This window comes from Thermosediminibacter litoriperuensis (genome assembly GCF_008124715.1).
GTDB classification, from domain to species: Bacteria; Bacillota; Thermosediminibacteria; order Thermosediminibacterales; family Thermosediminibacteraceae; genus Thermosediminibacter; species Thermosediminibacter litoriperuensis.
The window spans coordinates 47,662-71,043 of sequence record NZ_VNHO01000008.1; the positions used below are offsets into that span (position 1 = coordinate 47,662).

A 23,382-nucleotide genomic window follows, 5' to 3' on the forward strand; every position below is an offset into this window, starting at 1 on the left:
GCCGTCCTCCGTCTCTCGTCCTGCGACCTTCGCTTCTGCTTCTTGTGTTTGTCGCAGTATCGTTGCGTCGTTAAGTTCGGACATCCTGGCCAACTGAAAACCGGTACTCATGGCAAAGGATGAAAGCGGCCATTAAATGTGATAAAATAAAAAAGTGTCGACGTGGAATACAGCCGGTGGGAATCCACCGAGTATCGGGGGAGTTGCTTTATGAGAGTTTTTGCCATTTACTCTCCGACAAGATCTATAAAAAGCTTTCCGGTAACGGTTGGAATAGCCGGGGAACTGAAAAAACGAGGCTATACCGTTGGACTTATTAACGCCGGGGATGATGCTGGCGTAGAAGCTGGCCCCTTTGAAACAGTATCCCGCGCAAGCCCTGAATGTACCGCAATTTACATAGGCGGCGGGTTTTCGCTGGAGGAACTTCTCCGTTTATATAGACAGGACTACGTAATACTGGAGGGTTTTGAAAAAGTAGCGGCCCCCAAAATTCTATGGGTGGAGAGGGAAGAAAATCTCAGAGATTTTACCGATGACCTGGTATTTGCCGTTACAGGCCATTTTGTAAAGGCTCCCCCTTTCTGCGAGGGCGTTCCCTTCATAGAGGTTAAAGATGTTAAACGCCTGGTGGACCTTATAGAAGAAAGGGTCTATGAAAAGTTGCCCGGCATCGAGGGGGGAGGATGCGGCCTTTGCGGAAGGGATTGCTACGGCATGGCAGCGGATATATTGAAAGGCCGGGCATCCAGGAAAGATTGCAAAGGTTCCCAAAACGACCCCGTTGAGATTAAAATAAATGGTAAGAAGCTGGATATGGTTCCCTTTGTCAGAAACATGGTGGTATCGGTTGTCAAAGGGGTGCTTTCCCCGTTGAAAGGCTTCGAAGAAGGACAAATAGAGATCAGGATTAGAAACCCTGGGGAGGGTTAAAAAACTTTGGCCATGCTTGATATGCTGATAAACTGCCGGCTGTGCCCGAGGCGCTGCGGAGTTAACCGCCTAAAGGGTGAGAGCGGGTTCTGCGGCGCTGCGGACAGGGTGGTGGTGGCAAAGGCTTTCGCCCACCGTTGGGAAGAACCGTGCATAAGCGGGGACAGCGGGTCAGGGACCGTGTTTTTCTCGGGCTGCAACCTGAGGTGCGTTTTTTGCCAGAATTACAGGATAAGCCAGGAGTGGTTCGGCAGGGCCGTAGGCGAAGACGATCTTGTGGAGATTTTTCTCAGACTCCAGGCAAAAGGAGTGCACAACATCAACCTGGTTACGCCGACAATATATACCCCGCAGGTGGCCGAAGCACTGAAAAAAGCCAGAAGTAAAGGGCTTTTTATACCAGTGGTATGGAATTCCAATTCCTATGAAAATCCGGAAGCTCTTAAGATGCTGGAAGGGCTTGTGGACGTATACCTGCCGGACATCAAGTATTTCGACGGCGCCGCCGCCCGGAGGTATTCCAGAGCAGGTGATTATTTCGATCGTGCGGCACCGGCGGTGCTGGAGATGTACCGGCAGGTAGGGGAGCCGGTATTTGACTATAAAGGTATCATAAAAAGGGGCCTTATTATCAGGCACCTGGTTCTGCCCGGGTTGAAAGAAGATTCAAAGAAAATACTAGAATGGATAAAATCAAATTTACCCCGGGGTGTTTACATCAGCCTCATGAGTCAGTATATGCCCTGTTATAGAGCCGGGGAATTTCCCGAAATCAACAGGGTTCTTTCGACAGGGGAATACGAGGAGGTAATAGAGTATTTTTTCGAACTGGGCCTTGAAAACGGATTCGCCCAGGAGGAAGGGTCGAATTCAGTAAAGTACGTACCGGATTTCGACCTGGAAGGAATTCCATAAAATAAAAAATAATAATAGGAGGGTTTTTAATGCGAGATCCCAGATATGAAAAGCTTGCCCGGATCCTGATCCACTATTCGGTGGAGTTAAAAGAGGGGGAAAACATTCTGATTGAGGCCGGCCCCGGAGAAGCTCCACTCGTAAAAGAACTGGTGCGGGAGGCTTACAGGGTAGGAGGCAGGCCCTTCGTATCCCTGGCCGTGCAGGAAATTCAGAGGGAGATACTGATGAATTTGAGCGAAGAGGCTGCCAGGATGATGGCCCGCTACGATTCCGAGCGGATGAAAGATATGAACGCCTATATAGGCATCCGCGGAGGGGACAATGTGGCGGAGCTTTCCGACGTACCCCATGATAAAAAATCCCTTTACATGCAGCTTTACGTAAAACCCGTTCACGGGGATATAAGGGTTCCCCATACCAAATGGTGCGTTTTAAGATACCCCAATGCTTCCATGGCCCAGCTGGCTGACACCAGTACGGAAGCCTTCGAGGATTTTTATTTTAAGGTGTGCTGCCTGGATTACGAAAAGATGTCCAGAGCCATGGATCCGCTGGTGGAGCTCATGAACAGGACTAAAAAGGTTCGCATAGTCGGCCCTGGGACGGACCTTGAATTTTCCATAGAAGGCATTAATGCAGTGAAATGCGACGGCAAGAGAAATATCCCGGACGGCGAAATATACACGGCTCCGGTCAGGAATTCGGTCAACGGGTACATAACGTACAACGCTCCGGCCATTTATCAGGGATACACTTTTGACAATATAAGATTCGAGTTCAAGGACGGTAAGATCGTAAAAGCCACCGCGAACGATACCGAACGACTGAACAAGATCCTTGATACCGACGAAGGGGCAAGGTATATCGGTGAGTTTGCCATCGGTATAAATCCCTATATACTGAAGCCCATGAAGGACACCCTTTTTGATGAGAAAATAGCGGGAAGCATCCACTTTACTCCAGGAAGGGCTTACGAGGAATGCAACAACGGTAACGAGTCAGCCATTCACTGGGATCTGGTGTACATCCAGAGGCCGGAATACGGTGGCGGAGAAATCTGGTTCGACGACGTACTCGTCAGAAAGGACGGGCTTTTTGTGCCCAAGGAATTGCAGGGTCTCAATCCCGAAAACCTCGTCTAATCCTCGAACAGGTACCTCGCCATTTCTTCGATTTCTCTTTTGCGACGCCGGGTTTCCGGTTCGTCGATGGTTAGGTTTTCAAGATCTATTACATCTCCTTCCCTGGCTCTTTCGGGAAGGAGATGTTTTTTTATATTTATAATCTTTCCGTCCGTGGTTTCAATGACGGCAAATTCGCCCTCAAAGCGGTCTATAACTCCCTTTTTGCCCACGACCATTTTCACCTCCGGTTACCTGGAAGTTCTTACTTTTATTCCGGCGCCGTCGCTTTCCATTATCACATGGCCGTTTCCGGCGGTTGTGTACACTTTTACATTATGCTTCCGCAGCCTTTCCAATGTTTCCCTGTGCGGGTGGCCGTAGTCGTTGTCCTTCCCGAAGCTGATCACCGCATAACGGGGCCACACTGATTTTAGAAATTCCGTGGAAGTGCTGGAACTGCTGCCGTGATGGCCCACCTTCAATACGTCGGCCTTCAGGTCGTATTTTTTCTCCAGCATTTCCCGTTCGGAGAGCTTTTCAGCGTCACCGGTCAGGAGAAAGGAGTTGTTTTTGTACGTTATTTTAAGCACTGCGCTGTAGTTGTTCAATTCATCGTAACGGGTATTGTTGGGAGCCAGAACCCGGATATCGATACCGGCTTCCAGCGGTATAGTCATCCCCCCCTTTACGGTAGTAATTTTGAGTTTTTTGTCGGAAACGGCCTGCATGAGATCTCTGAAGGTCTTTGTGGTCGTAGTGACCCTGGGCATGTATATTTTGCCTATGTCAAAAGTATGGATGACGTCGTCTATAGCCCCGATATGGTCCTCGTGGGGATGGGTGGCCACGACGGCGTCGATCCTTTTTACGCCTTTTTTCTTTATGTAATTTATAACCGTTTTTGCATCGTCGTTATTCCCGGCATCTACGAGCATGGTACTGCCCCCGGGGAATATTATAAAGATGCTGTCGGCCTGGCCTACGTCCAGGAAATTCACCTCCAAAACTCCGCTGGAAGTGCCAGATCCTTCCTGATCAAGGCCGATTTCGACGGCACACCCAGGCAGGAAGGCTGCAGCGATGATGGCCAATAAAAGCAGAATGATTACGGGTTTGTTCCTAAAGGCTTTTTTCATGGCGTCATACCTCCTCCTGTTTTTACAGCAACTACGATATTTTAACAGATTCTATCCTTTGCGGACAAGACTGATATATTAAAATCAAAAAAAGGGCTAAGGCTTTAACCCTAACCCATGATCCGGATTTATTAATCCCAGCACGATTTGCCGTCGGTGGTTATACAGGTTCCGCCCGCCTGATCGTCTTTTCTGGTATACGCGTCGCAATAGGTGCCCTCCTTTGAGGTACAGGTGGGCCTGATGGCGTTGACCATAACGTTTTCTGCACAGCATTCCCGGTTGTTATTGTATTTACATGTGGTGACATTGCATTTGAGGTTGGGCATAAAATCACCTCCATAATAAAGTTTTCTACTAACTAGTATTTCCACCAGGGAGGAATTCACTCTTTTTTGTAGAATTTATTCTACGGGGTGCTAGCTTTGCGTAAAATAAATCTAAGCAGGGTCATTGATAAATTTGATATGGAAATTCTCGTCAAGGTGGATAATTTACCCGACATCTACGTGATCGATCTTAACCGCCCGGGACTTGAGCTTGCCGGTTTCTTTGATTATTTCGCCTTTGAGAGAATACAGATCCTTGGCATGACCGAAATTTCCTTTTTGGAAAGCCTGGCTCAAAACTTGAGGCGCGAACGTCTGGAGAGACTGCTTTCCTACGATTTGCCCTGCATTATAATCACGAGGAACTTGAACCCGCCGGAGGAACTGCTGGACTTGGCTGAAAAGTACGGCCGGTGTATATTAAGGACCCCTGAGGCCACTACGAGGCTCATAAGCAGGTTAACCGATTTTCTCGAGAGTGAAATGGCTCCCAGGACCACCGTCCACGGAGTGCTCATGGACATATACGGGGTGGGGGTGCTGCTCCTGGGGGAAAGCGGCATCGGGAAAAGCGAGACCGCTATAGAACTGATAAAGCGCGGCCACCGGCTGGTAGCCGACGACGCGGTTGAAATAAAGCAGGTGGCAAAAAACGTCCTCATAGGTATGGCCCCGGAAATCATACGCTATTACCTGGAAGTAAGAGGCCTGGGCATAATAGACGTCAAGACGGTATTCGGAGCCGGCGCGGTCAAGGACGATATAAGAATAGATATGGTGGTCGAGCTAGTGGAGTGGGAAAAATATAAAGAAGGAGACCGGCTGGGCCTTCAGGAGGAAAGAATTACTATTCTTGAATCCTCCATCCCAAAAAAGACCATTCCGATAAGACCAGGAAGAAATCTCGCCGCCATTATAGAGGTAGCGGCCATGGACCACAGGTTAAAGGCTATGGGCCACAATGCGGCGCTATTATTCACTCAGAAGTTATTCAGCAAAATACAGGAAGAAAAAAATGATTGAATACAAGGGGGGAAAATTGTGCTGGATAAACTGGAAAATATAAGGCAACTGGATAAAAGCGGCATGTTCGATCTTATTTACGGCCTTGCCGACCAGTGCGAAGAGGCGGTTAAAATAGCCCGGGAATCGGTAAAGGGCCTTAGGTTTTACAACATCGTCAACGTTGTTATTACCGGCCTGGGAGGTTCCGCCATAGGCGGTGACCTGGTGAGGATGCTGGCCGGCGACACGGCTGCCCTGCCCATTATGGTAAACAGGGATTACAGCCTGCCCTCGTTTGTGGATGAGAAGACGCTGGTGATAGCGTCCAGTTATTCCGGTAACACCGAAGAAACCCTTGCGGCCTACGATGAGGCTGTGAAGAAAAAGGCCCGAATTGTGGCCATAACCACCGGCGGCGAACTCAAGAAAAAGGCGATGGCGGATGAAATTCCGGTGATAACAATACCGCCCGGCCTGCCGCCGCGCGCGGCCATCGGGTATTCCTTTTTCCCGCTGCTGGTGCTTCTCGAAGAACTGGGCATTATACATAACTGCACAGTTCAGATCCCCGGAGCCATCGAGCTGATGAGAGAGGTGAGGGATGAACTCGCCCCGGAGGTCCCCGAAGAAAAGAACCCGGCCAAAGCCCTTGCAAGAAAAATACACGGCAAACTGCCGGTAATATACGGTTCTCAGGGAGTTACCGATGCACTGGCGGTTCGCTGGAAGGGCCAGATAAACGAGAACGGAAAGCACCCGGCCTTTTTCAACGTGTTTCCGGAACTGAATCACAACGAGATAATGGGGTTTGAGGGCGACCCCGGGCTCCTAAAAGAAGTGGAAATAGTGATATTGAGGTCGCCCGAAGAAAACGACCGGGTGAAAAAGAGGATCGAAATCACTTCGGCCTTGATCCGCGATAAGGTGTCGGGAATCAGCGAAGTCTGGCCCGCCGGAGACTCCCGGCTGGAGAGGATCATGTATCACGTGATTTACGGGGATTACGTAAGTGCTTACCTGGCGGTATTGAACGAAAAAGACCCGACGGAAATAGACTTCATCAATATATTGAAAGAGAGGATGAAGGGGTAATACCTTGAAGGAGTGATCCCTTTGAAACTGGAAGTGGATACCCACTGCCACACGGTCGCCAGCGGCCACGCCTACAGCACGGTTATCGAAAACGCGAAAGCCGCAGCCCAAAAAGGCCTGAGGATGATCGCCATAACGGACCACGGGCCTTCTATGCCGGGAGGTCCTCACCTTTACCACTTCGGCAACTTGAAGGTTTTACCGAGGCAGATCGAGGGCGTGTACATCCTGAGGGGTGTGGAGGCTAACATCCTGGATTATGACGGTACCCTCGACCTGCCGGAAGCCTACCTGCGGAACCTGGATATAGTTCTAGCCGGTTTTCATACTTATTGTTACCGGGGAGGTAATGTGGAAGAAAACACCCGGGCGGCTATAAATGCCATGAAAAACCCGTACGTCGATATACTGGTGCACCCGGGAAATCCGGAGTTTCCGATAGACATCGATAAAGTCGTGAAAGCTTCCGTGGAATACGGGGTGCATCTTGAGATAAACAACAGTTCCTTTACGGTAAGCCGGCGCGGAAGTGAAGAAAACTGTATGCTTATAGCCAGGAAAGCGGCCGGTTTCGGGGCAAAAATAGTTGTCGGCAGTGACGCACATATCTGCTTTGATGTGGGCAATTTCGATAAAGCCCTACGCATCATCCGGGAAGCCGGCCTTCCCGAGGAAAACATTTTAAATACCTCGGCGGAGAAAGTGATAGCTTATTTGAAGTCCAAGGGGAGAGAGTTACTACCAAAACAGGACTCAAGTTCAAAAATGTAATCAGGGGGGAATTTTGATGGAGGCAGTGGTTTATTTAAACGGAGAAAGGGTTGACTATGCGGATGCAAGAGTATCCGTAGAAGATCGCGGGTTCCAGTTCGGCGACGGCCTTTACGAAGTCGTCCGGGTATACGGCGGAAGGTTCTTTTATTTGGACCGCCATCTGAAGAGGTTGCAGAAGGGTGCTGATGAGATATACATGGAGCTCGATTTCGGCCTCGACAAGTTAAAGGATATATGCAAAAAAGCGGTGGCAGAGGGCGGTTTTAAAGATGCTTCCGTTTATATCCAGGTTACCCGGGGTGCAGCGCCCCGCCAGCACGTCTTCCCTGAGAAAAGCTCCTGCACTTGGGTCGTGATAGCGCGTGAAGCCAAACCTCAGCCCAGCCAATTTTACGAAAACGGTGTCAACGTTATCACCGTCCCTGATGAACGCTGGACTCGCTGCAATATAAAGACCGTGCAGCTTATAGCGAACTGTATAGCCAAAGAAAAAGCCAGGAGGGCAGGAGCGTACGAAGCCGTATTCCACAGGGGTGGGATAGTCACGGAAGCATCCAGCAGCAATGTATTCATAATCAAAGATAAAAAGCTGATCACCCACCCGGCAAACAACCTGATTCTACACGGTATAACGAGAAGCGTGGTGCTTGAAATCGCTGAAAAGCTAGGCTTCAATGTGGTGGAAGAGACTTTTTCCCTGGATAGACTTTTCGATGCCGACGAGGCTTTTCTCACCGGAACCATGACTGAGGTAATGCCAATCGTAAAGGTTGACGGCAAGATGATAGGTGACGGGGTTCCCGGCGAGATGACCAGGGACATTATCGAGGAGTTCGGGAAACTCACAGAAACCGTTGACCAGTAACGAACGATATCAAGGATCCAAATCGAATAAATTGCGACGCGGTGTAATATAGATAGGGTAAAAGGTCATGGGAGGGCGAAATATGTGCTGGCGACCTTTTACCCGATTTTTTTGCCTTTTTCTCGCTACGGTGTTGGTGCTTTCTTTGGCGGGATGTGATACAAAAAGAGACTCACGGGGGCGCGATGAAGGAGAACAGAAAACCTGGCAGGGAGTTATAACCCTGTGGGATTTCCCCAGATGGAAGGATAAAAACGGCAGCAGTTACGGGTGGATTGAGAGGAAAATCGCTGAATTTGAAAAATCGCATCCGGGAGTATTCATACACCTTAGAAAATTAAAATGGGAGTACGGGATGGTAGAGCTGAAAGCTGCGGCTGCTACGGGGACGAACCCCGATATAGCTCCCGTGGCAGGTGATATCGATTTTATCCTGCAGGGTTATCTGGAGCCCGTCGACGAGTTTTTTACACCGGAAGAGCTCAAAAGGTACGATGAAAGAGTTTTGCAAGCCTTGAGCTACAACGGCCGGCTCTATGGGTTTCCGTGGTTTATTACCACATACGGCTTGTATTTAAACGCTGACGCCTTTCGTGCCAGGAACGCCCGGATTCCCCCTGAGGGAGTATGGAGTTATCAGGAATTTGTAGAGGCTCTTCAAAAACTAACATATGATAAAAATCGGGACGGCAAACCAGACTATTTCGGCTTCAACAGCTTACTGTATCCGGGTAGCTACCAGTTGTGGGGCTTTCTTACCATGGATGGGGCGAGAATTTTCGATGAAAACGGGCGCTTCGTACTTAACAGCCCTGAAGGGAAATCGGCCCTAGCTAAAATTGTGGACCTTTTGGCAAAGTACAGGGTGGTGCCCGCAGACTTTGGTACGAGCGACGAAAAACAGGTGTGGGGTGATTTCATAGAAACAAAAAAGATAGCCGTATATCCGGCAGGACCGTGGGCTATAAACATTCTTGCGGAAAAGCAGCGGGAAGGCAAGGGCTTTGAATTCGAAATAGCCCATTATCCTTCGGGCTCGAGTAAAGCGAGGCCAGTTGCCACCGTTGCCGGCTATGCTATCTTCAAGCAGCAAGACCCGGAGAAAAGGGCTATGTGCGCCGAGTTTTTAAAGTTTATTACATCGGAAAGGGAACAGGAAGAACTCATGAATTACGGAGTTTTTCCGGCTATTAAGGATCTTCAGGAAAAGGTGAGCGAGGATAGGCACATGAAGCGCATGAAAGAAATACTCGATAATGCCGAGATTCTTCCTAAAATACGGAATTTCACCAGAGTGGATGAAATTATAACGAGCCAGGTACGCCAGGCAATTCTCGGCAGAAAGACTCCCGACCAGGCTCTTGATGATGCAGCGGAGGAGATCAGGAAACTGCAGGAGGGTACCATGCAGAATCTCCCATAAAATTGGGGATTCTAATACCGAACCGGTAATTATGGATTTAAAGGTCTCGGAGAGTGAAGGATTTGAACATAAGACCCGCAGAATTTAACAGCCTGGTGGTCGTAGGTTCTCCCGTATCTCACAAGGGTTTTACCTTCATACCCGTTATCGATGTGACTATAGGTGGTTTTACCGTAAAAAATAGTTTGATATTTTTGGGAAATATAGTCCCGCAGGCCGTGATTATTATGGACAAAGAGGACGTAGTGGGTATATATGCGCTAAAGGAAAATTTCCGGGCGGAAGATGCGCTAAAAAACTAAAGGGACGCGGCATTCCGCCGCGTCTCTCACTTGAGAAAGTTTTAAAGTGAAATCATTAATATTTTTCCGCTGACGTAAAAGTACTATATAGGAGTTTAATGTATAATATTTGTAGGAGCTTTAACATCCGGCAGGAAATATGAGCGAATATGCAGAAATAAATAAGCATCTGGCAGAAAGGAAAGATAGTATGGACATATTGTCTTTTTACAAAGATATGTGCAAGATAATACCTCCAAATAGAGTGAGAATAAACGAGTCCATGAAGTACCATACGTCCTTCCGCATAGGCGGGCCGGCGGATATTATGGTATTGCCCCAGAGCGCTGAAGAAATCAAAAAAATCTTGAGGCTGTGCAAACAAAATGATATCCCTGTTTTTATAATGGGAAACGGTACCAACCTGCTGGTCAGGGATAAAGGCATACGGGGCGTCGTGATTAAAGTCGCCCAGAACTTCAACGATGTCGAAGTAAAGGGGAATACCATAAGATCCAAGGCTGGTGTATTTCTGTCGGCGGTCGCCCGAACAGCTCTGGAGAACCATCTCAGCGGCCTGGAATTTGCCGCCGGTATTCCCGGAACGGTAGGCGGTGCAATAATCATGAACGCAGGGGCCTACGGCGGAGAAATGGCCGATGTGATAAAAGAGGTAGTGGTGATGGACTTTAACGGAGAGATTTTTTCGATGAAAAAAGAGGAGCTGGGGTTCGGATATCGCTGGTGCAATCTGCAGAAAGGAGGCAAAGTCGTTCTGGAGGCCGAACTCGAGCTGAAGCCCGGGGATTACGAGGATATAAGGAGGAAAATGGAGGAACTTTCTGCGAAGCGCAGGATGAAACAGCCTCTCAATATGCCCAGCGCCGGCAGCGCTTTTAAGCGTCCCACCGGAAATTACGCCGGTTCTTTGATAGAAAAGGCAGGGCTAAAAGGATTCAGGGTGGGCGGCGCAATGGTTTCCGAGCTCCACGCCGGGTTTATAGTGAATACCGGAAATGCCACTGCCGAAGACGTGCTCCAGCTTATCGGGATTATCCAGCAAAGGGTAAAGGAAGAATTCGGAATTGTACTTGAGCCCGAAATAAAGGTGGTTGGCGAGGAGTAGGAGGGTCAAGGAATGATAATTGGACTCGATGTCGGCGGTACTCATATAGATGCCGTTTTATTACGCGGGGGACATGTCCTTGAAGTCGTTAAGATCCCATATAATCCGTCGACTATCCTGGAGGGCATTTGCGAGGTAATCAATAAGTTGACCCAAAAAAGGGATCTTTCCCGGATTGAAAGGGTTAATTTGAGCACCACCATCTCCACGAACGCCGTACTGGAAGGCAGGACATCACCGGTAGGGATGATCCTTGAGAGCGGGCCGGGCGTTGATCCTTCTTTTGTAGCGTGCGGTAAAGAAAACTTTTTTCTGGACGGTTATATAGATCACCGGGGGCACGAAGTAGCCCCGTTCAGGGAAGCTCTGGTTCACGAAGCTTCCAGGCGATTCAAAGAAAAGGGGATTTCGGCCGTCGGCGTTGTAACCAAGTTTTCCGTCAGAAATCCTTCCCATGAGATAAGGGTTAAGGAACTACTGGACGGCGATTTTTATCCGGTAACAATGGGACATGCTCTTTCCGGGAAGCTCAATTTTCCTAGGAGGGTTTTTACTGCTTATCTGAATTCGGCCGTTTACGAACGCTTTACTTCATTTGCTTCGGCCATCAGGCGGGCTTTTGAGGACATGGGCATAAAAGCCCCTATTAATGTACTGAAGGCCGACGGGGGGACGATGAGCCTTAAACAGGCGATTTCTCTTCCGGTACATACCATTCTTTCCGGCCCCGCCGCCAGCGTGATGGGGTGCTGTATCCTTTCACCCGCTTCCGAAGATGCCGTGATCATGGACGTAGGAGGTACTACCACCGACATCTCTTTCCTCGCCGGGGGCGTACCGCTCCTGGAAAAGCAGGGGATAAGGATTGGGGCGTACCCCACGCTGGTGAGGGCCATTTTTTCTTTTTCCATAGCTCTGGGCGGTGACAGCGCCGTAAAGGTCGCAGACGGCCGGGTCGTTATAGGCCCCCGCCGGGAAGGACCCCCCGCAGCTCTGGGCGGTCCCGAGCCCACCCCCAGCGATGCCATGATAGTAAAAGGGTTGCTTGATTTCGGCAGCAGGGAAAGGGCTTACCTTGCTATGAAAGAACTGGGCTTTGTTCTGAAAATGGAACCGGAGGTCGTTGCTGAAATAATACTGGAGAAAATGGGGGATATGATCAAGAATGCCGTGGACGGGCTTCTGATGGAGCTGAACAGCAGGCCGGTATATACCGTCCGGGAACTCCTTTACGGTAAGAGAATAGAACCTAGGGAAGTCAGGATTATAGGAGGCCCTGCCAAGGCCCTGGCTCCCGTAATCGAGCGAAAGCTCAAAATTCCATGTGTGGTCCCCGATAATTACCAGGCGGCCAATGCCATCGGGGCGGCCCTCAGCAGGACTACGGCGGAGATAACCCTCATCGCCGATACGGCACGAGGGTATATTACGGTTCCGGAGCTGGGAATCCGCCAAAAAATAGACGGCAGTTTTACGCTAAAACGGGCAAGGTCAATGGCCCTGAAGCTTGTAGAGGAAAGGGCGGCGATTCTGGGAGCATCGCCGGAGGATATAGAGGCCGAAATAATAGAAGAAAGCTGTTTTAACATGGTCAGAGGTTTTTACACCGTCGGAAAAAATATACGGGTAAAAGCCCAGGTAAAACCCGGCCTAACCGGTTATGGCGGGGAAGGGAGGGAGATAGATGCTGAAGGCCGTAAATAAATTGGGGCTCGTATTCTTTCCGGCCTTCGACTGGGCCATAAGCCCTACACACCCCGAAAGAGAGGAAAGGCTGCTTTATACTCTGGACCAGGTACAGGAGGAAGGTGTAGCCGATATTGAGGGGGTCAGATTTTACAACCCGTCCGTAGCTGAAAAAAAGGATATAGAAAGGGTACATTTTTGCGTTCCGGACATATCGTCCCTTGTTACCGAATCCCATATGGTGTCAGCGGGCGGAGCGATTACGGCAGCCCGCGCTGTAATGGAGGGTGAGGTGCGCAAAGCCTTTGCTGTGGTCAGACCCCCCGGGCATCACGCCCACAGGGTGATTTACGGCGACAGGGGGTTCTGCATAATAAATGTCGAGGCGGTCATGCTCGAATACGTAAGGCGGACGTACGGCCCCAGGAGGGTAGTCATCGTTGATACCGACTGCCACCACGGCGACGGCACCCAGGATATCTATTGGAACGACAGGGATACTCTTTTTATCTCAATACACCAGGATGGCCGGACTCTGTACCCGGGCACGGGGTTTCCGGAAGAGTTCGGGGGTCCCGGTGCTTTCGGCTATACAATCAACATACCTCTTCCTCCCCAGACCGGAGAGGAAGGTTTCCTCTACGTGATTGAAAACCTGGTACTCCCGATAATAAAGGATTACAGCCCGGATCTCATCGTAAACTCGGCCGGGCAGGACAACCATTATACAGATCCGATAACCAACATGAACTTTACCGCGCAGGGTTACGCCAAGATGACCCAGCGGTTAAATCCCGATATTGCGGTGCTTGAAGGCGGCTATTCCATCGAAGGTGCTCTCCCCTATGTGAATCTAGGCATAATCCTGGCCCTGGCTGGTCTCGATTACTCCCATGTAAAAGAGCCCGACTATGATCCGGAAAAAATCAGACAGCCAGACTGGATTGCTGAATACTTAAAGAGGCTCTGTGAAGAGATCTACCGGCGATGGGTGTCAAAAGAGGACGCTGCAAAAAAGATGTTTGAGGGAAAGGACCGCGTGGTGCGCAAAAAGCGGATATATTACGATACAATAGCGGTTATGGAAGAACAAGAAGAGACTATAAAAGTATGTCCGGCGTGTTCGGGGCTCATTACTATAAAATCCGAGTGCGATCTGGGTTATTCGATCCTGGCGGTTACCATACCCCGGGATGCCTGCGCCAGGTGCATCGATGAAGGCCACAGGGCTTATAGAACCGCCGACCCCGGGGATTATTCCGGGATATACCTGCAGGATAAAGTGAACGACGAATATTGCGCAAAAATATGAAATGGGTCGAGCTGGCCGATGTGGCTGAGAAAGCTATAAACCAGGTCATGGATCACGTTTTATAAAAATTTAAGGCAAAATATGGATGAAGAAAAGGTGCTAGAGCTGGCAAGAATATTACTACGGGAGATGCTGCGCCGGTTCATTACATCCCAATGCCGTATAAATAGAACCGGATGATAAGCCGTAGGAGGTGAATTTTTTGGACGGCATCCAGGGAATACCTGAGGCGTTTTCGGAGAACAACAGAAAGCTCGAAAACTTTGTTAAACAAATACAGGAAAATTTTACAAATTCAACCAACATATTAAAGGATATCCAGGATAATCTGCGGCAGATAAAAATCGATGTGGAAAACAGTTTAAAAGAGTTGGAGCTGGAACTATCCCAGAACCAAAGCCTGCTCTCCAAATGGCTGGCCGGCTCAAACACCAAATTACAGCAGAAGCAAGTATCCCAGCGAAGGATGGTAATATTGGAGGAATTAAATAATCTTGAAAACGCCATCGAACAGCTTATCAACACCCTCACAAGCGAAACGGAAACTTTTACATCTTCTTCCCAGCAGCTGACGCTCGTTTTCAGAGACTTAGAAAACCGGTTGAAAAACGGCATGAATAACCAGTATACAGTAGTATCCCAGTTAGATCTGAATCCAGTACTGTCAGTTCAGCAGACCATCCAACAGGCCATTGATACCCTTAATTCGGCCCAGGCAAATATTGCTCAGAACAGAATATTTAGCCAGATTAGCAGCTCCCTCGATAACGTGCTGCAATAACCATTTTTTTTTTGTTTAAAACAAATTCCCCCGGGAATATTAAAAAAGAAAATAAATTCAAAGGGGGATAGTTATGACTCATAAAAAGGATTTGAATGAGTATCTCCAGGAGAAGAAAATAGAGGAGGAAGTCTCCGAAGAAGTATCGCATAGGTTAGACAGGCCCCAGGCGCAAAACCAGCCCCATGGTCAGCAGCAACAGCAGCAGTTGAGCGGGCAGCAGGCAGCCCAGCAGTTCCAGCAGCTCCTTAACCAGTTGAAGAATCAGGCTCAAAGCCAGCAGCTGCTGACCGACAACCAGGCAAGTCAGGCTATCCAGCAGGCTATTAATGCTCTTACCCAGGCTCAACAGAGCATTCAGGCGAACCAGGTTTTCTACCAGATGAACCAGCTGCTCGACCAGTTCAACAGACAGCTCCAGCAGTTGAACCAGCAATTCGTGGCAGCTATGGGTCACCAGGTCCAGTCCATGCAGACTTTGGCGCAGCAGCCCGGTCAACAGCAGGTGGGACAGATTCAGCAGCAAATCCAGCAGCTGCAGCAACAGCAGCAACAGCTTCAGCAGCTCCAGCAGCGGCTACAGTGATGATTACGAGAGAGGTTGTGCCGCAACCTCTCTTTTGTATTTGCTCTTGACATATATTTTCAGTAAAATATAATTGAAATGCAAGAGTAAATACGACTAAAGCGTGCGAATGATCCTTTTTATTATACCCTTTCGCATTAGGAAGGGATTTTTTTTTGAAAGGGGGCGGTAAGATGGACGCCGATCCTAGTAATAAGTGTTCTGGTTTAAAACTTAAAATTTGCCGGGTGGACCATCTTACCGTTTCCGGCGGTAGGATATAACCCCCGGCCTCTTAAGGAGGGAAGGGGATGAAAAATGAAAAGGAAATTGTGCTGTTAAAGCAGTTGATTCTCGCCAGGAAGACCGACGAAATAAAGGATATACTTTCAAGATTGCATCCCGCCGATATAGCGGAAATTCTTGAAGAGATAAAGGATGAGAATAAAAAGGTCTTTTTCAAGCTGCTCGATTCGGAAAAAGCCACGGAAGTTTTGGAAGAGCTGGAGCCGGAAGACAGGATACCGTATATCGAAGCCGTACCCGAAGCCCAGGTTGTAAAAATCCTGGAAAACATGTCCGTAGACGAAATCATCGACCTCCTCCAGGAAATGCCGGACGAAAAGGTCGAGAAAGTGATCGCCAAACTACCGGAGGAATACTACCAAGAGCTGAAATCTCTGATAAAATTAGCCGAAGATTCTGCCGGCGGTATCATGACCACCGATTATGTCTACCTCTTTCACGACATAACGGTGGCCGAAGCTATAGAAGTGGTAAGGAAATTCGGCCGCGAAGCTGAAACCATATATTACCTGTATGTCGTCGACCAGGAGAAACACCTCACCGGCGTACTCTCCCTGCGGGAGCTCATAGCAGCTCCAAGGCATAAAAAAATCGGCGAGATAATGCACAAGAAGGTAGTTTCCGTACAGGTGGATGAAGACCAGGAAGAAGTAGCCAAACTCATATCCAAATACTCGCTGCTGGCACTGCCGGTAGTGGACAGGGAAAACCACCTCCTGGGTATCGTTACAGTAGACGACGCGCTGGACATTCTCGAAGAGGAAACTACCGAGGATATTCACAAGCTGGCCGGTATATCGCCCGAAGAAGATATACTCCTCACCACAACCATATGGGGAGCTGTGAAAAAGCGGCTTCCATGGTTGGTAGTTTGCCTTTTGGGAGATCTACTCTCCGGTGCAGTGATAGACGGTTACTCCAGGGTGCTGGAAAGTGTGGTGGCGGTGGCCTTCTTCATACCCGTGCTCATGGCTACCGGCGGAAACGCGGGCACCCAGTCTCTTGCTCTGTCCGTAAGAGGTCTCGCCACGGGTGAAATAAACAGGAAGAACGTCATAAAATTTCTGAGCGGAGAAACCATGGCCGGAATGCTGGTGGGGCTTTCCTGCGGCGTGATTCTTGCCTTGATCGCAGCCGTTTGGCAGAAGGATTTTTACCTGAGTTTTGTGGTGGGGTCTTCCATGGGTATAGCTCTGATGATATCGGCCTTTGTAGGGGTCTTAATCCCGATGGTGTTCAATTGGATGAACGTTGATCCAGCCGTAGCTTCTGGGCCATTTATAACCACAATAATAGATGTTACGGCACTCTTGATTTACTTTGCCCTTACCATGAAGTTCCTGGGTCTGAGAACAGCGGTATAGGAGGTGGCGCGCCAATGGCAATGGGCTTTCATGCGGACGAAATCAGGCAATTAATAAAAAAGGGCAATTTTGTCGAACTGACCGAACTGCTGAAAGACAGCCACCCCGTCGACATTGCCGAGCTGTTTAACGAACTGGATCCCCAGGAATACCTTTGCGTATTCAAACGCCTTGAATTCAGCACTGCCAGGGATGTGCTGGAAGAACTGGACCCGGAAAAAATAACCTTTATACTGACTAACATTAAACTCCAGTACGCAGCCCTACTAATCCGGGAAATGTCCTCCGACGATGTGGCCGACTACCTGGGCATGCTGCCCGAAAACATCCGCCAGAATTTCCTGTACCTCTTGAAAAATCAGGACCAGAAAGATATTAGGACATTGCTTTCGTACCCAGAAACCAGCGCCGGCGGCAGGATGACCACCGACTTCATAGCCTTTCCAAAGGACATGAAGGCCGAGGAGGCTCTGAACAAACTGGCGGAACTGGCTCCCGATGCAGAGATGATATATTACGTCTATGTGGTAGACCATAAGGGTAAACTGTTGGGAGTTGTCTCCCTCAGGGACCTGGTGCTTTCCGCCCCGCATACGCCTCTAGGTGGGATAATGAACACCGATGTAAAGAAGGTACTGGCTAGCCAGGACCAGGAGGAAGTAACGAGACTCATGGAGAAATACGGATTTCTCGCTCTGCCGGTGGTGGATGAGGAGGGTGTCCTTTTAGGTATAGTAACTGTGGACGATGTCATGGATGTGGTGGAGGAAGAAGCTACAGAGGATATCCTTAAGATGGTGGGTACCGAAGAAGAAATAGATCCCGAGCGAAGTTCACCCTGGTACCGCGCCCGCAGGAGGCTGCCCTGGATACTGGTGGCCCTTTTCGGTGAAATAATATCGGGAAATGTTATAAAAAATTTCTCCGAAGCCCTTCAGGCTTTGGTTGCCCTGTCTTTTTTTATCCCGCTGCTGATGGATATGGGAGGCAACGTCGGCACCCAGTCGGCGGCGATAGTCGTCAGGGGTCTTGCTACAGGTGAAGTCAATCCGGAGGCCCTGTGGAAAAACCTACTTCGGGAAACCGGGGTAGGGGTGGTGCTGGGCTTAATAAACGGTGCGATGGTGGCGGTTATAGCGTATATATGGCAGGGCATGCCGGCCCTGGGACTGGTCGTTGGCATATCCATGGTATTGAACCTGACTATCGCCGCTCTTCTGGGCACATTCATACCGCTGATGTGGAATAAACTGGGGCGCGACCCTGCTGTAACTTCGGGTCCTTTCGTGACGACCCTCCTCGACATAATCGGGCTGTTCGTATATTTCAGCACCGCCCTGTGGATATTGAAGCTATGAGTAAATAACCCCCCTCGCCTCGAAAAGAGGAAGGGGGTTTATTTACATCACCTGGAGCATTAGGAATTTCAGGTAACGGGTTTCCTCCGACGCCGCTAAAATCGGGTGATCTTTCGCTTGGGTGCGGCTTTCTATGATCCTCAGGTTAACCCGGGCATCCCAGGCTGCAGATTCTATTATTTTCCAGAATAAGGCTTCATCCACATGATGGGAACAGGACGATGTTATCAGGAACCCACCGGGCTTCAGGAGTTTTAGACTTCTCAGGTTTATCTCCTTGTAGCCCCTGATGGCGCTTTCCAGTGCCTGCTTATTTTTAGCGAAGGCAGGTGGATCCAGTATAACTACGTCAAATTTTTTCCCGTTGTTATAAAACTGCCTCAGGACGTCGAAGGCGTTTCCCTCCTGAAACTCACAAATATCGTCGAGACCGTTTAAGACAGCGTTTTCTCTGGCAAGCTCTACGGCGTCTCTTGACGAGTCGAAGGCCAGTACTTTTTTAGCCCCGTAGCGGGCGGCCGAAAGAGCGAAGGAGCCGGTGTAACAAAAGCATTCCAGCACCTCGGCTCCCTTCACCAGAGGTTCGATGGCCCGCCGGTTTTCCTTTTGATCGAAAAAGTATCCGGTTTTCTGGCCGTTAATGACGTCGACGTACAGTTTAAGGCCGTTTTCTTCTATGATTATTCTTTCGGGCACCTCTCCGTAAAGGCAACCCTTAACCTGGGGAAGGCCTTCCAGTTCTCGTACCGGGGCGTCGTTTCTCTCGTAGATGCCGCGTGGTTCAAAAATTTCCTTGAGAATATCCACTATAACGCCTTTAAACCTTTCCATGCCAAGGGCCAGAGTTTGAATTACAAATACGTCCTCAAATTTGTCTACGATAAGTGCCGGCAGCAAATCGGCTTCGCCGTAAACCAGCCTGAAGCTCCCGGTAAAACCCAGTTTTTCCCGGTGCGACAGGGCATCGAGTATCCTCTTCTTAAAAAAATCCCTGTCGATTGCCTCGTCCTTATTCCTTGTTAAAAACCTTACGGTGATCTGGGACCTCGGGTTTATATAGCCTTTACCCAGGAATTTCCCCCTGTGATCGTATACTTCGACAATGTCTCCGGGGCTGAAATTACCCTGAATTTTTTCGATTTCGGTTCTGAAAACCCACGGATGCCCTTTTTCTATTCGCTTGCTGCGGTTAGCGGTCAAAATAACTTTAGTCAATTCGTTATTACCTCCAGTTAAGTTTATTTTTCCAGATCCAGGTCCACGGCTCTGGCGATGATCTTCTGTATATCGGCCATGAGGACCAGGAAGCGGTTTTCCGCTTCAAGGTACTTCCTTATACCCGAGTGGCAGGAAACGATATTATAAAGGTTTTCAAGCTCTTTTTCTGCTTCTTCGGAGGGTTTACCCGAAAGCCTCAGGGCTTCCACTTCCAGCTGTTTTGTCCTTAAATCCTTCAGCATCCCCTCCGCTTGGGGATCTTTTTTTAGCTCTTCTCTAGCCTTTTTGAATTCCAGGTATTCCGGAGAGCCGGACAGCGCCCGGGCCAGCTCATGAGCGGCGTCGTATACGTTCACCGTGATTCACCTCCAGGGATTTTATGAAATAGAATAAATCCTCGAGAGTGCCCGAATAATCGGGGTTTGGTTTCCGGTTATTCCTGTTTATCATGTGGTCGGTAACCAGGAACGTCTTTATGCCCAGCTCTGCCGCTATCAGGTCCTCATCTACATCGTTGCCTACCATTACGCATTCCCGAGGGTCTGCACCGATAATGTTCAGGATTTCTCCATAGTATTCCACATGGGGTTTGGCGAAATGCATGTTCTCGTACGTCGTGATAAGCCTGTAGGGGATATTGTCGGCATTTATCCAGCGAAGCCTTTCGCGTATTGCTATTTCGGGAAAGATTGGGTTGGTGGCTATGACCAGTTCGTAACCCAGCCTTTCGGCCTCTTTTAAAATACGGTAGGGTAAGGGGTTTTTCTTAACAACTCTACAGAGGTCCGGGAATTTTCGTATATAAAATTCATCCACCCTGGACAGTACCGCAGTTTTGTCGCAATCGAGGCTTTTAAAAAAATGTTCCCAGAAGACTTCCTTGTTAGTTTTTGAAGGGTCCAGGTTGTGGATCATGGCGTAAGTGGAGTCTATGAGCTTTTTTACGAAAAGCTCGGGTGGTATCAAATCTTTAAGCTCATAGGAGAGCATTTTCATGTAGTTTCCGATGAATTCGTCGGTATCGAGCGGAAGCAGAGTGCCGTCCAGATCAAAGAGCAGGGTTCTCATCTAAATTCCTCCCCTGTTATGTAGCTTTAGATTTTAATAAATTAAAAATTACTTCACTGCAAAAACTTTATTTATGTAGTGAAAAAATAGATTTTGACACATTTACAAATTATATTATACTATTACAGAGGAGGCTAAGTCGATGAAATTATGGGCCGATTTTCACACCCATACCCGTTACAGCCACGGAAGGGGTACCATAAGGGACAATGTGGAAGCGGCGGTTAGAAAAGGATTAAAGGTGGTTGGCATATCGGAACACGGTCCGGCAAATATAGGAATGGGACCCGGGCTGGACGATTTTAAAAAAATGAAAGAGGAAATTGAGAGTTTAAGAGAGGAATATAATAATATTACCATATTGCTCGGGTGTGAAGCAAATGTAATAAGTCTTGACGGAAAGCTGGATATACCGGAAAGGGTGCTGGACGAGCTGGATTATGTAATGGTGGGGCTGCATCCGCTGGTATGGACCAAGACCTTTAAAGACGGCTACCATATATTTTTTGAAAATTTTATAGCTAGGTGCCTGCAGCAATTTAAACCTAAAATCATGGAACAAAATACCCGGGCGCTGATCAACGCCATAAAAAACTATAGGGTACACATAATAACCCACCCGGGACTTCACCTTCCCATAGACACCGCAGCATTAGCCGAGGCCGCGGCCGGCTGCCGTACGGCCATGGAAATAAACGCGGGCCACGGGTACATGACCGAAGAATACGTGAAAATAGCAAAAAGTTATGGCGTAAAATTCGCCATAGGAAGCGACGCCCACAGCCCCGAAGAGGTGGGAGAACTAAAGAGAGGCATTGAAATAGCCCTTAAAGCCGGACTCAGTGAGCTAGATGTTATAAACGCCGGCAGGAATCAGGAGGAGAGCTTATGGAGGAAGACATCAGGTTTATAATAATAACCGGTCTTTCGGGTGCAGGGAGGACCCTCGCGCTCAGAGTATTCGAAGACCACGGGTACTTCTGCGTCGACAATCTACCGCCGGCGCTCATACCGAAATTTGCGGAATTATGCAGCCAGAGCAGGAAGAGGATAAATAAGATCGCGCTAGTCATAGATATAAGAGGAGGAGACTTTTTCGACCACCTTTTTGAAAGCCTTAAAACCCTTAAGAGTATGGGATACCCTTATGAGATCCTGTTTCTCGACGCCTCCGACGAAGTTCTAATAAAACGCTATAAGGAGAGCCGGCGGCGCCATCCGCTGGCCCTGGACAAGAGGATAATAGAGGGGATAAACCTGGAGAGGAAGAAGCTCGACCCCCTCAAGGCTAATTCGGATGTCATAATAGATACCTCCCATAGAACCCCCGCCCAGCTGAAGGAAGAAATAGTCAGGAGATTCATAGAAACCGAAAAAGAAACGGGCTTATTAATTAACATCGTTTCCTTTGGGTTCAAACTGGGCATTCCCCTGGATGCAGACCTGGTTTTTGACGTGAGATTCCTGCCCAACCCGTTTTACGTGGATGAACTGCGGCCTCTGTCCGGAAACGACCCGCAGGTGAAAGATTTTGTCATGAAGTGGCCGGAGAGCCGGAAATTTCTGGATAAACTTTTCGACCTCATACAATTTCTTATACCCTGCTATATCCGCGAGGGCAAATCTCAACTGGTGATAGCCATAGGCTGTACCGGCGGAAGGCACAGGTCGGTGGCAATGGCCAATGAACTCACAGCACTCTTGAGGAATCAGGGGTATAAAGTAATAATAGATCACAGGGACGAAAACGATAGCCGGGGTGAGAAATGTGAACCCTAAAATTGTAGCCATTGGAGGTGGAACGGGGCTTCCGAATCTGCTACGGGGATTAAAGCACTACACCAGGGATATCACGGCCATAGTTACCGTAGCTGACGACGGCGGAAGTTCAGGTATTCTCAGAGACGAACTCAAAATTTTACCACCGGGTGATATAAGGAACTGCCTTCTGGCCCTGGCCAATACCGAACCTCTTATGGAAAAACTTTTTCAGTACAGGTTCAATGCGGGTTCGCTGAAAGGCCACAGCTTCGGCAACCTGTTTCTGGCCGCCATGACCGATATACTGGGGGATTTTGAACTGGCGATAAAAGAATCCAGTAAAGTGCTGGCAGTAAGCGGACAAGTCCTGCCCTCAACCCTCTGCGATGTAATCCTGGTGGCCGAATACGAGGACGGCACTATAGTAAAAGGTGAGTCACGGATTCCCGGAGCCGGGCGCAGGATAAAAAGGATCGGGATCATCCCCGAGGATGCCAGGCCGCTGCCGGAGGCTGTGGAAGCTATCGAAAAGGCTGACGCCATCATTCTTGGGCCGGGAAGCCTTTATACGAGCATACTACCCAACCTGCTTATAAAAAACCTGGCCGGTGCAGTAAAGGCCTCTAGGGCCAGGAAAATTTTTATTGTCAATGTGATGACGCAGCCGGGTGAAACCGATGGCTATACCGCTTACGATCATGTAAAGACAATCCTGGAGCATGCAGGGGACAATTTGATCGACTGCGTGGTTATCAATGTGGAAAAAATACCCGAACACCTGCTGTTAAAATATCTCTCCGATGGGGCGCACCCTGTGGTGTGCGATGGTGAAAAAATAAAAAAATTGGGATATAATGTGATACTGGGTGAGCTCTTGAGCCACACCGATGTGATACGGCACGATCCGATAAAGCTTGCCAAAGTAATAATGGATATAATAAAATAGAGAACAAAGAT

Annotated in this window: 25 protein-coding genes; 18 read left to right on the forward strand and 7 right to left on the reverse strand. The window is 48.9% G+C overall.

The features are described from left to right. Positions 1-210 precede the first annotated feature (210 nt). The 3 genes from LZ11_RS04705 to LZ11_RS04715 are packed head-to-tail and all read left to right on the forward strand — an operon-like array spanning position 211 to position 2,993. Positions 211-933 (forward strand): hypothetical protein, encoded by a 723-nt coding sequence (locus LZ11_RS04705; RefSeq protein WP_148866751.1) that lies wholly within the window; start codon positions 211-213, stop codon positions 931-933. Between the two features lie 12 nt (positions 934-945). Further along, complete coding sequence (locus LZ11_RS04710) at positions 946-1,848, forward strand: radical SAM protein (RefSeq protein WP_148866803.1); 903 nt, start codon at positions 946-948, stop codon at positions 1,846-1,848. A gap of 29 nt (positions 1,849-1,877) precedes the next feature. Continuing rightward, complete coding sequence (locus LZ11_RS04715; protein WP_148866752.1) at positions 1,878-2,993, forward strand: aminopeptidase; 1,116 nt, start codon at positions 1,878-1,880, stop codon at positions 2,991-2,993. Here LZ11_RS04715 and LZ11_RS04720 read toward each other — a convergent pair. The 3 genes from LZ11_RS04720 to LZ11_RS04730 form a co-directional block, all read right to left on the reverse strand. Next, entirely contained in the window at positions 2,990-3,211 is a 222-nt protein-coding gene (locus tag LZ11_RS04720) for a DUF3006 domain-containing protein (RefSeq protein ID WP_148866753.1), read from the reverse strand. The two genes, LZ11_RS04715 and LZ11_RS04720, sit on opposite strands and share 4 nt — an antisense overlap. Before the next feature lie 12 nt (positions 3,212-3,223). Continuing rightward, positions 3,224-4,111: a ComEC/Rec2 family competence protein gene (locus tag LZ11_RS04725; protein ID WP_148866754.1), complete on the reverse strand. Its 888-nt coding sequence runs from the start codon at positions 4,109-4,111 to the stop codon at positions 3,224-3,226. A gap of 131 nt (positions 4,112-4,242) precedes the next feature. Next, the gene (locus LZ11_RS04730; RefSeq protein ID WP_148866755.1) at positions 4,243-4,440 is read right to left on the reverse strand and encodes a DUF1540 domain-containing protein; all 198 of its coding nucleotides are present in this window, start codon (positions 4,438-4,440) and stop codon (positions 4,243-4,245) included. A gap of 96 nt (positions 4,441-4,536) precedes the next feature. Here LZ11_RS04730 and hprK point away from each other — a divergent pair, with 96 nt between their 5' ends. The 10 genes from hprK to LZ11_RS04780 all read left to right on the forward strand — a co-directional run bounded on the left by hprK (position 4,537) and on the right by LZ11_RS04780 (position 14,785). Beyond that, positions 4,537-5,463, forward strand: coding sequence for an HPr(Ser) kinase/phosphatase (gene hprK, locus LZ11_RS04735; protein WP_148866756.1), 927 nt, complete (start codon positions 4,537-4,539; stop codon positions 5,461-5,463). Between the two features lie 18 nt (positions 5,464-5,481). Further along, a complete protein-coding gene (locus LZ11_RS04740) occupies positions 5,482-6,537 on the forward strand; it encodes a bifunctional phosphoglucose/phosphomannose isomerase (RefSeq protein WP_148866757.1) in 1,056 nt (351 codons plus the stop codon). Between the two features lie 21 nt (positions 6,538-6,558). Continuing rightward, the gene (locus tag LZ11_RS04745) at positions 6,559-7,308 is read left to right on the forward strand and encodes a phosphatase (RefSeq protein WP_148866758.1); all 750 of its coding nucleotides are present in this window, start codon (positions 6,559-6,561) and stop codon (positions 7,306-7,308) included. Positions 7,309-7,324: 16 nt separating this feature from the next. Next, complete coding sequence (dat, locus tag LZ11_RS04750; protein WP_148866759.1) at positions 7,325-8,176, forward strand: D-amino-acid transaminase; 852 nt, start codon at positions 7,325-7,327, stop codon at positions 8,174-8,176. Between the two features lie 82 nt (positions 8,177-8,258). Next, positions 8,259-9,599 carry an ABC transporter substrate-binding protein gene (locus tag LZ11_RS04755; protein WP_170240291.1) on the forward strand — a complete coding sequence of 447 codons (1,341 nt, stop codon included), beginning with the start codon at positions 8,259-8,261 and terminating at the stop codon, positions 9,597-9,599. A gap of 62 nt (positions 9,600-9,661) precedes the next feature. Continuing rightward, on the forward strand, positions 9,662-9,901 hold the full coding sequence (locus LZ11_RS04760) for a hypothetical protein (protein WP_148866761.1): 240 nt from the start codon (positions 9,662-9,664) through the stop codon (positions 9,899-9,901). A gap of 190 nt (positions 9,902-10,091) precedes the next feature. Continuing rightward, positions 10,092-11,006 carry a UDP-N-acetylmuramate dehydrogenase gene (gene murB / locus LZ11_RS04765; RefSeq protein WP_148866804.1) on the forward strand — a complete coding sequence of 305 codons (915 nt, stop codon included), beginning with the start codon at positions 10,092-10,094 and terminating at the stop codon, positions 11,004-11,006. 12 nt (positions 11,007-11,018) lie between these two features. Continuing rightward, on the forward strand, positions 11,019-12,710 hold the full coding sequence (locus LZ11_RS04770) for a hydantoinase/oxoprolinase family protein (protein WP_148866762.1): 1,692 nt from the start codon (positions 11,019-11,021) through the stop codon (positions 12,708-12,710). Beyond that, positions 12,691-14,004, forward strand: coding sequence for a histone deacetylase family protein (locus LZ11_RS04775; RefSeq protein WP_148866763.1), 1,314 nt, complete (start codon positions 12,691-12,693; stop codon positions 14,002-14,004). Before LZ11_RS04770 ends, LZ11_RS04775 begins: the two co-directional genes overlap by 20 nt. A 202-nt stretch (positions 14,005-14,206) precedes the next feature. Then, entirely contained in the window at positions 14,207-14,785 is a 579-nt protein-coding gene (locus LZ11_RS04780) for a hypothetical protein (RefSeq protein ID WP_148866764.1), read from the forward strand. Positions 14,786-14,939: 154 nt separating this feature from the next. Here the strand turns inward: LZ11_RS04780 and LZ11_RS12355 are convergent, their stop codons facing one another. Further along, complete coding sequence (locus LZ11_RS12355; RefSeq protein WP_170240292.1) at positions 14,940-15,338, reverse strand: hypothetical protein; 399 nt, start codon at positions 15,336-15,338, stop codon at positions 14,940-14,942. Positions 15,339-15,661: 323 nt separating this feature from the next. On the opposite strand from LZ11_RS12355, the gene mgtE (LZ11_RS04790) reads away from it, so the two are divergent. Further along, positions 15,662-17,020: a magnesium transporter gene (gene mgtE / locus LZ11_RS04790; protein ID WP_148866766.1), complete on the forward strand. Its 1,359-nt coding sequence runs from the start codon at positions 15,662-15,664 to the stop codon at positions 17,018-17,020. A 14-nt stretch (positions 17,021-17,034) separates the two neighbouring features. Then, on the forward strand, positions 17,035-18,378 hold the full coding sequence (gene mgtE, locus LZ11_RS04795; protein WP_148866767.1) for a magnesium transporter: 1,344 nt from the start codon (positions 17,035-17,037) through the stop codon (positions 18,376-18,378). A gap of 42 nt (positions 18,379-18,420) precedes the next feature. Here the strand turns inward: mgtE (LZ11_RS04795) and LZ11_RS04800 are convergent, their stop codons facing one another. From LZ11_RS04800 to LZ11_RS04810, 3 genes are read right to left on the reverse strand one after another with little or no spacing between them, the layout of a single operon-like run. Next, positions 18,421-19,593: a class I SAM-dependent rRNA methyltransferase gene (locus LZ11_RS04800; protein ID WP_148866768.1), complete on the reverse strand. Its 1,173-nt coding sequence runs from the start codon at positions 19,591-19,593 to the stop codon at positions 18,421-18,423. A gap of 23 nt (positions 19,594-19,616) precedes the next feature. Continuing rightward, entirely contained in the window at positions 19,617-19,952 is a 336-nt protein-coding gene (locus LZ11_RS04805; RefSeq protein ID WP_148866769.1) for a YlbF/YmcA family competence regulator, read from the reverse strand. Next, positions 19,927-20,664 (reverse strand): HAD family hydrolase, encoded by a 738-nt coding sequence (locus tag LZ11_RS04810; RefSeq protein WP_148866770.1) that lies wholly within the window; start codon positions 20,662-20,664, stop codon positions 19,927-19,929. The genes LZ11_RS04805 and LZ11_RS04810 overlap by 26 nt, the downstream gene beginning before the upstream one ends. Positions 20,665-20,806: 142 nt before the next feature. Here LZ11_RS04810 and LZ11_RS04815 point away from each other — a divergent pair, with 142 nt between their 5' ends. Genes LZ11_RS04815 through LZ11_RS04825 form a run of 3 tightly spaced genes read left to right on the forward strand, consistent with a single transcriptional unit; the run spans position 20,807 to position 23,371 of the window. Continuing rightward, the gene (locus LZ11_RS04815) at positions 20,807-21,577 is read left to right on the forward strand and encodes a PHP domain-containing protein (RefSeq protein ID WP_148866771.1); all 771 of its coding nucleotides are present in this window, start codon (positions 20,807-20,809) and stop codon (positions 21,575-21,577) included. After that, positions 21,565-22,443 (forward strand): RNase adapter RapZ, encoded by an 879-nt coding sequence (gene rapZ, locus LZ11_RS04820; protein ID WP_148866805.1) that lies wholly within the window; start codon positions 21,565-21,567, stop codon positions 22,441-22,443. The genes LZ11_RS04815 and rapZ overlap by 13 nt, the downstream gene beginning before the upstream one ends. Next, positions 22,433-23,371 carry a gluconeogenesis factor YvcK family protein gene (locus LZ11_RS04825; protein WP_148866772.1) on the forward strand — a complete coding sequence of 313 codons (939 nt, stop codon included), beginning with the start codon at positions 22,433-22,435 and terminating at the stop codon, positions 23,369-23,371. The genes rapZ and LZ11_RS04825 overlap by 11 nt, the downstream gene beginning before the upstream one ends. The last annotated feature ends 11 nt before the right edge of the window (positions 23,372-23,382 follow it).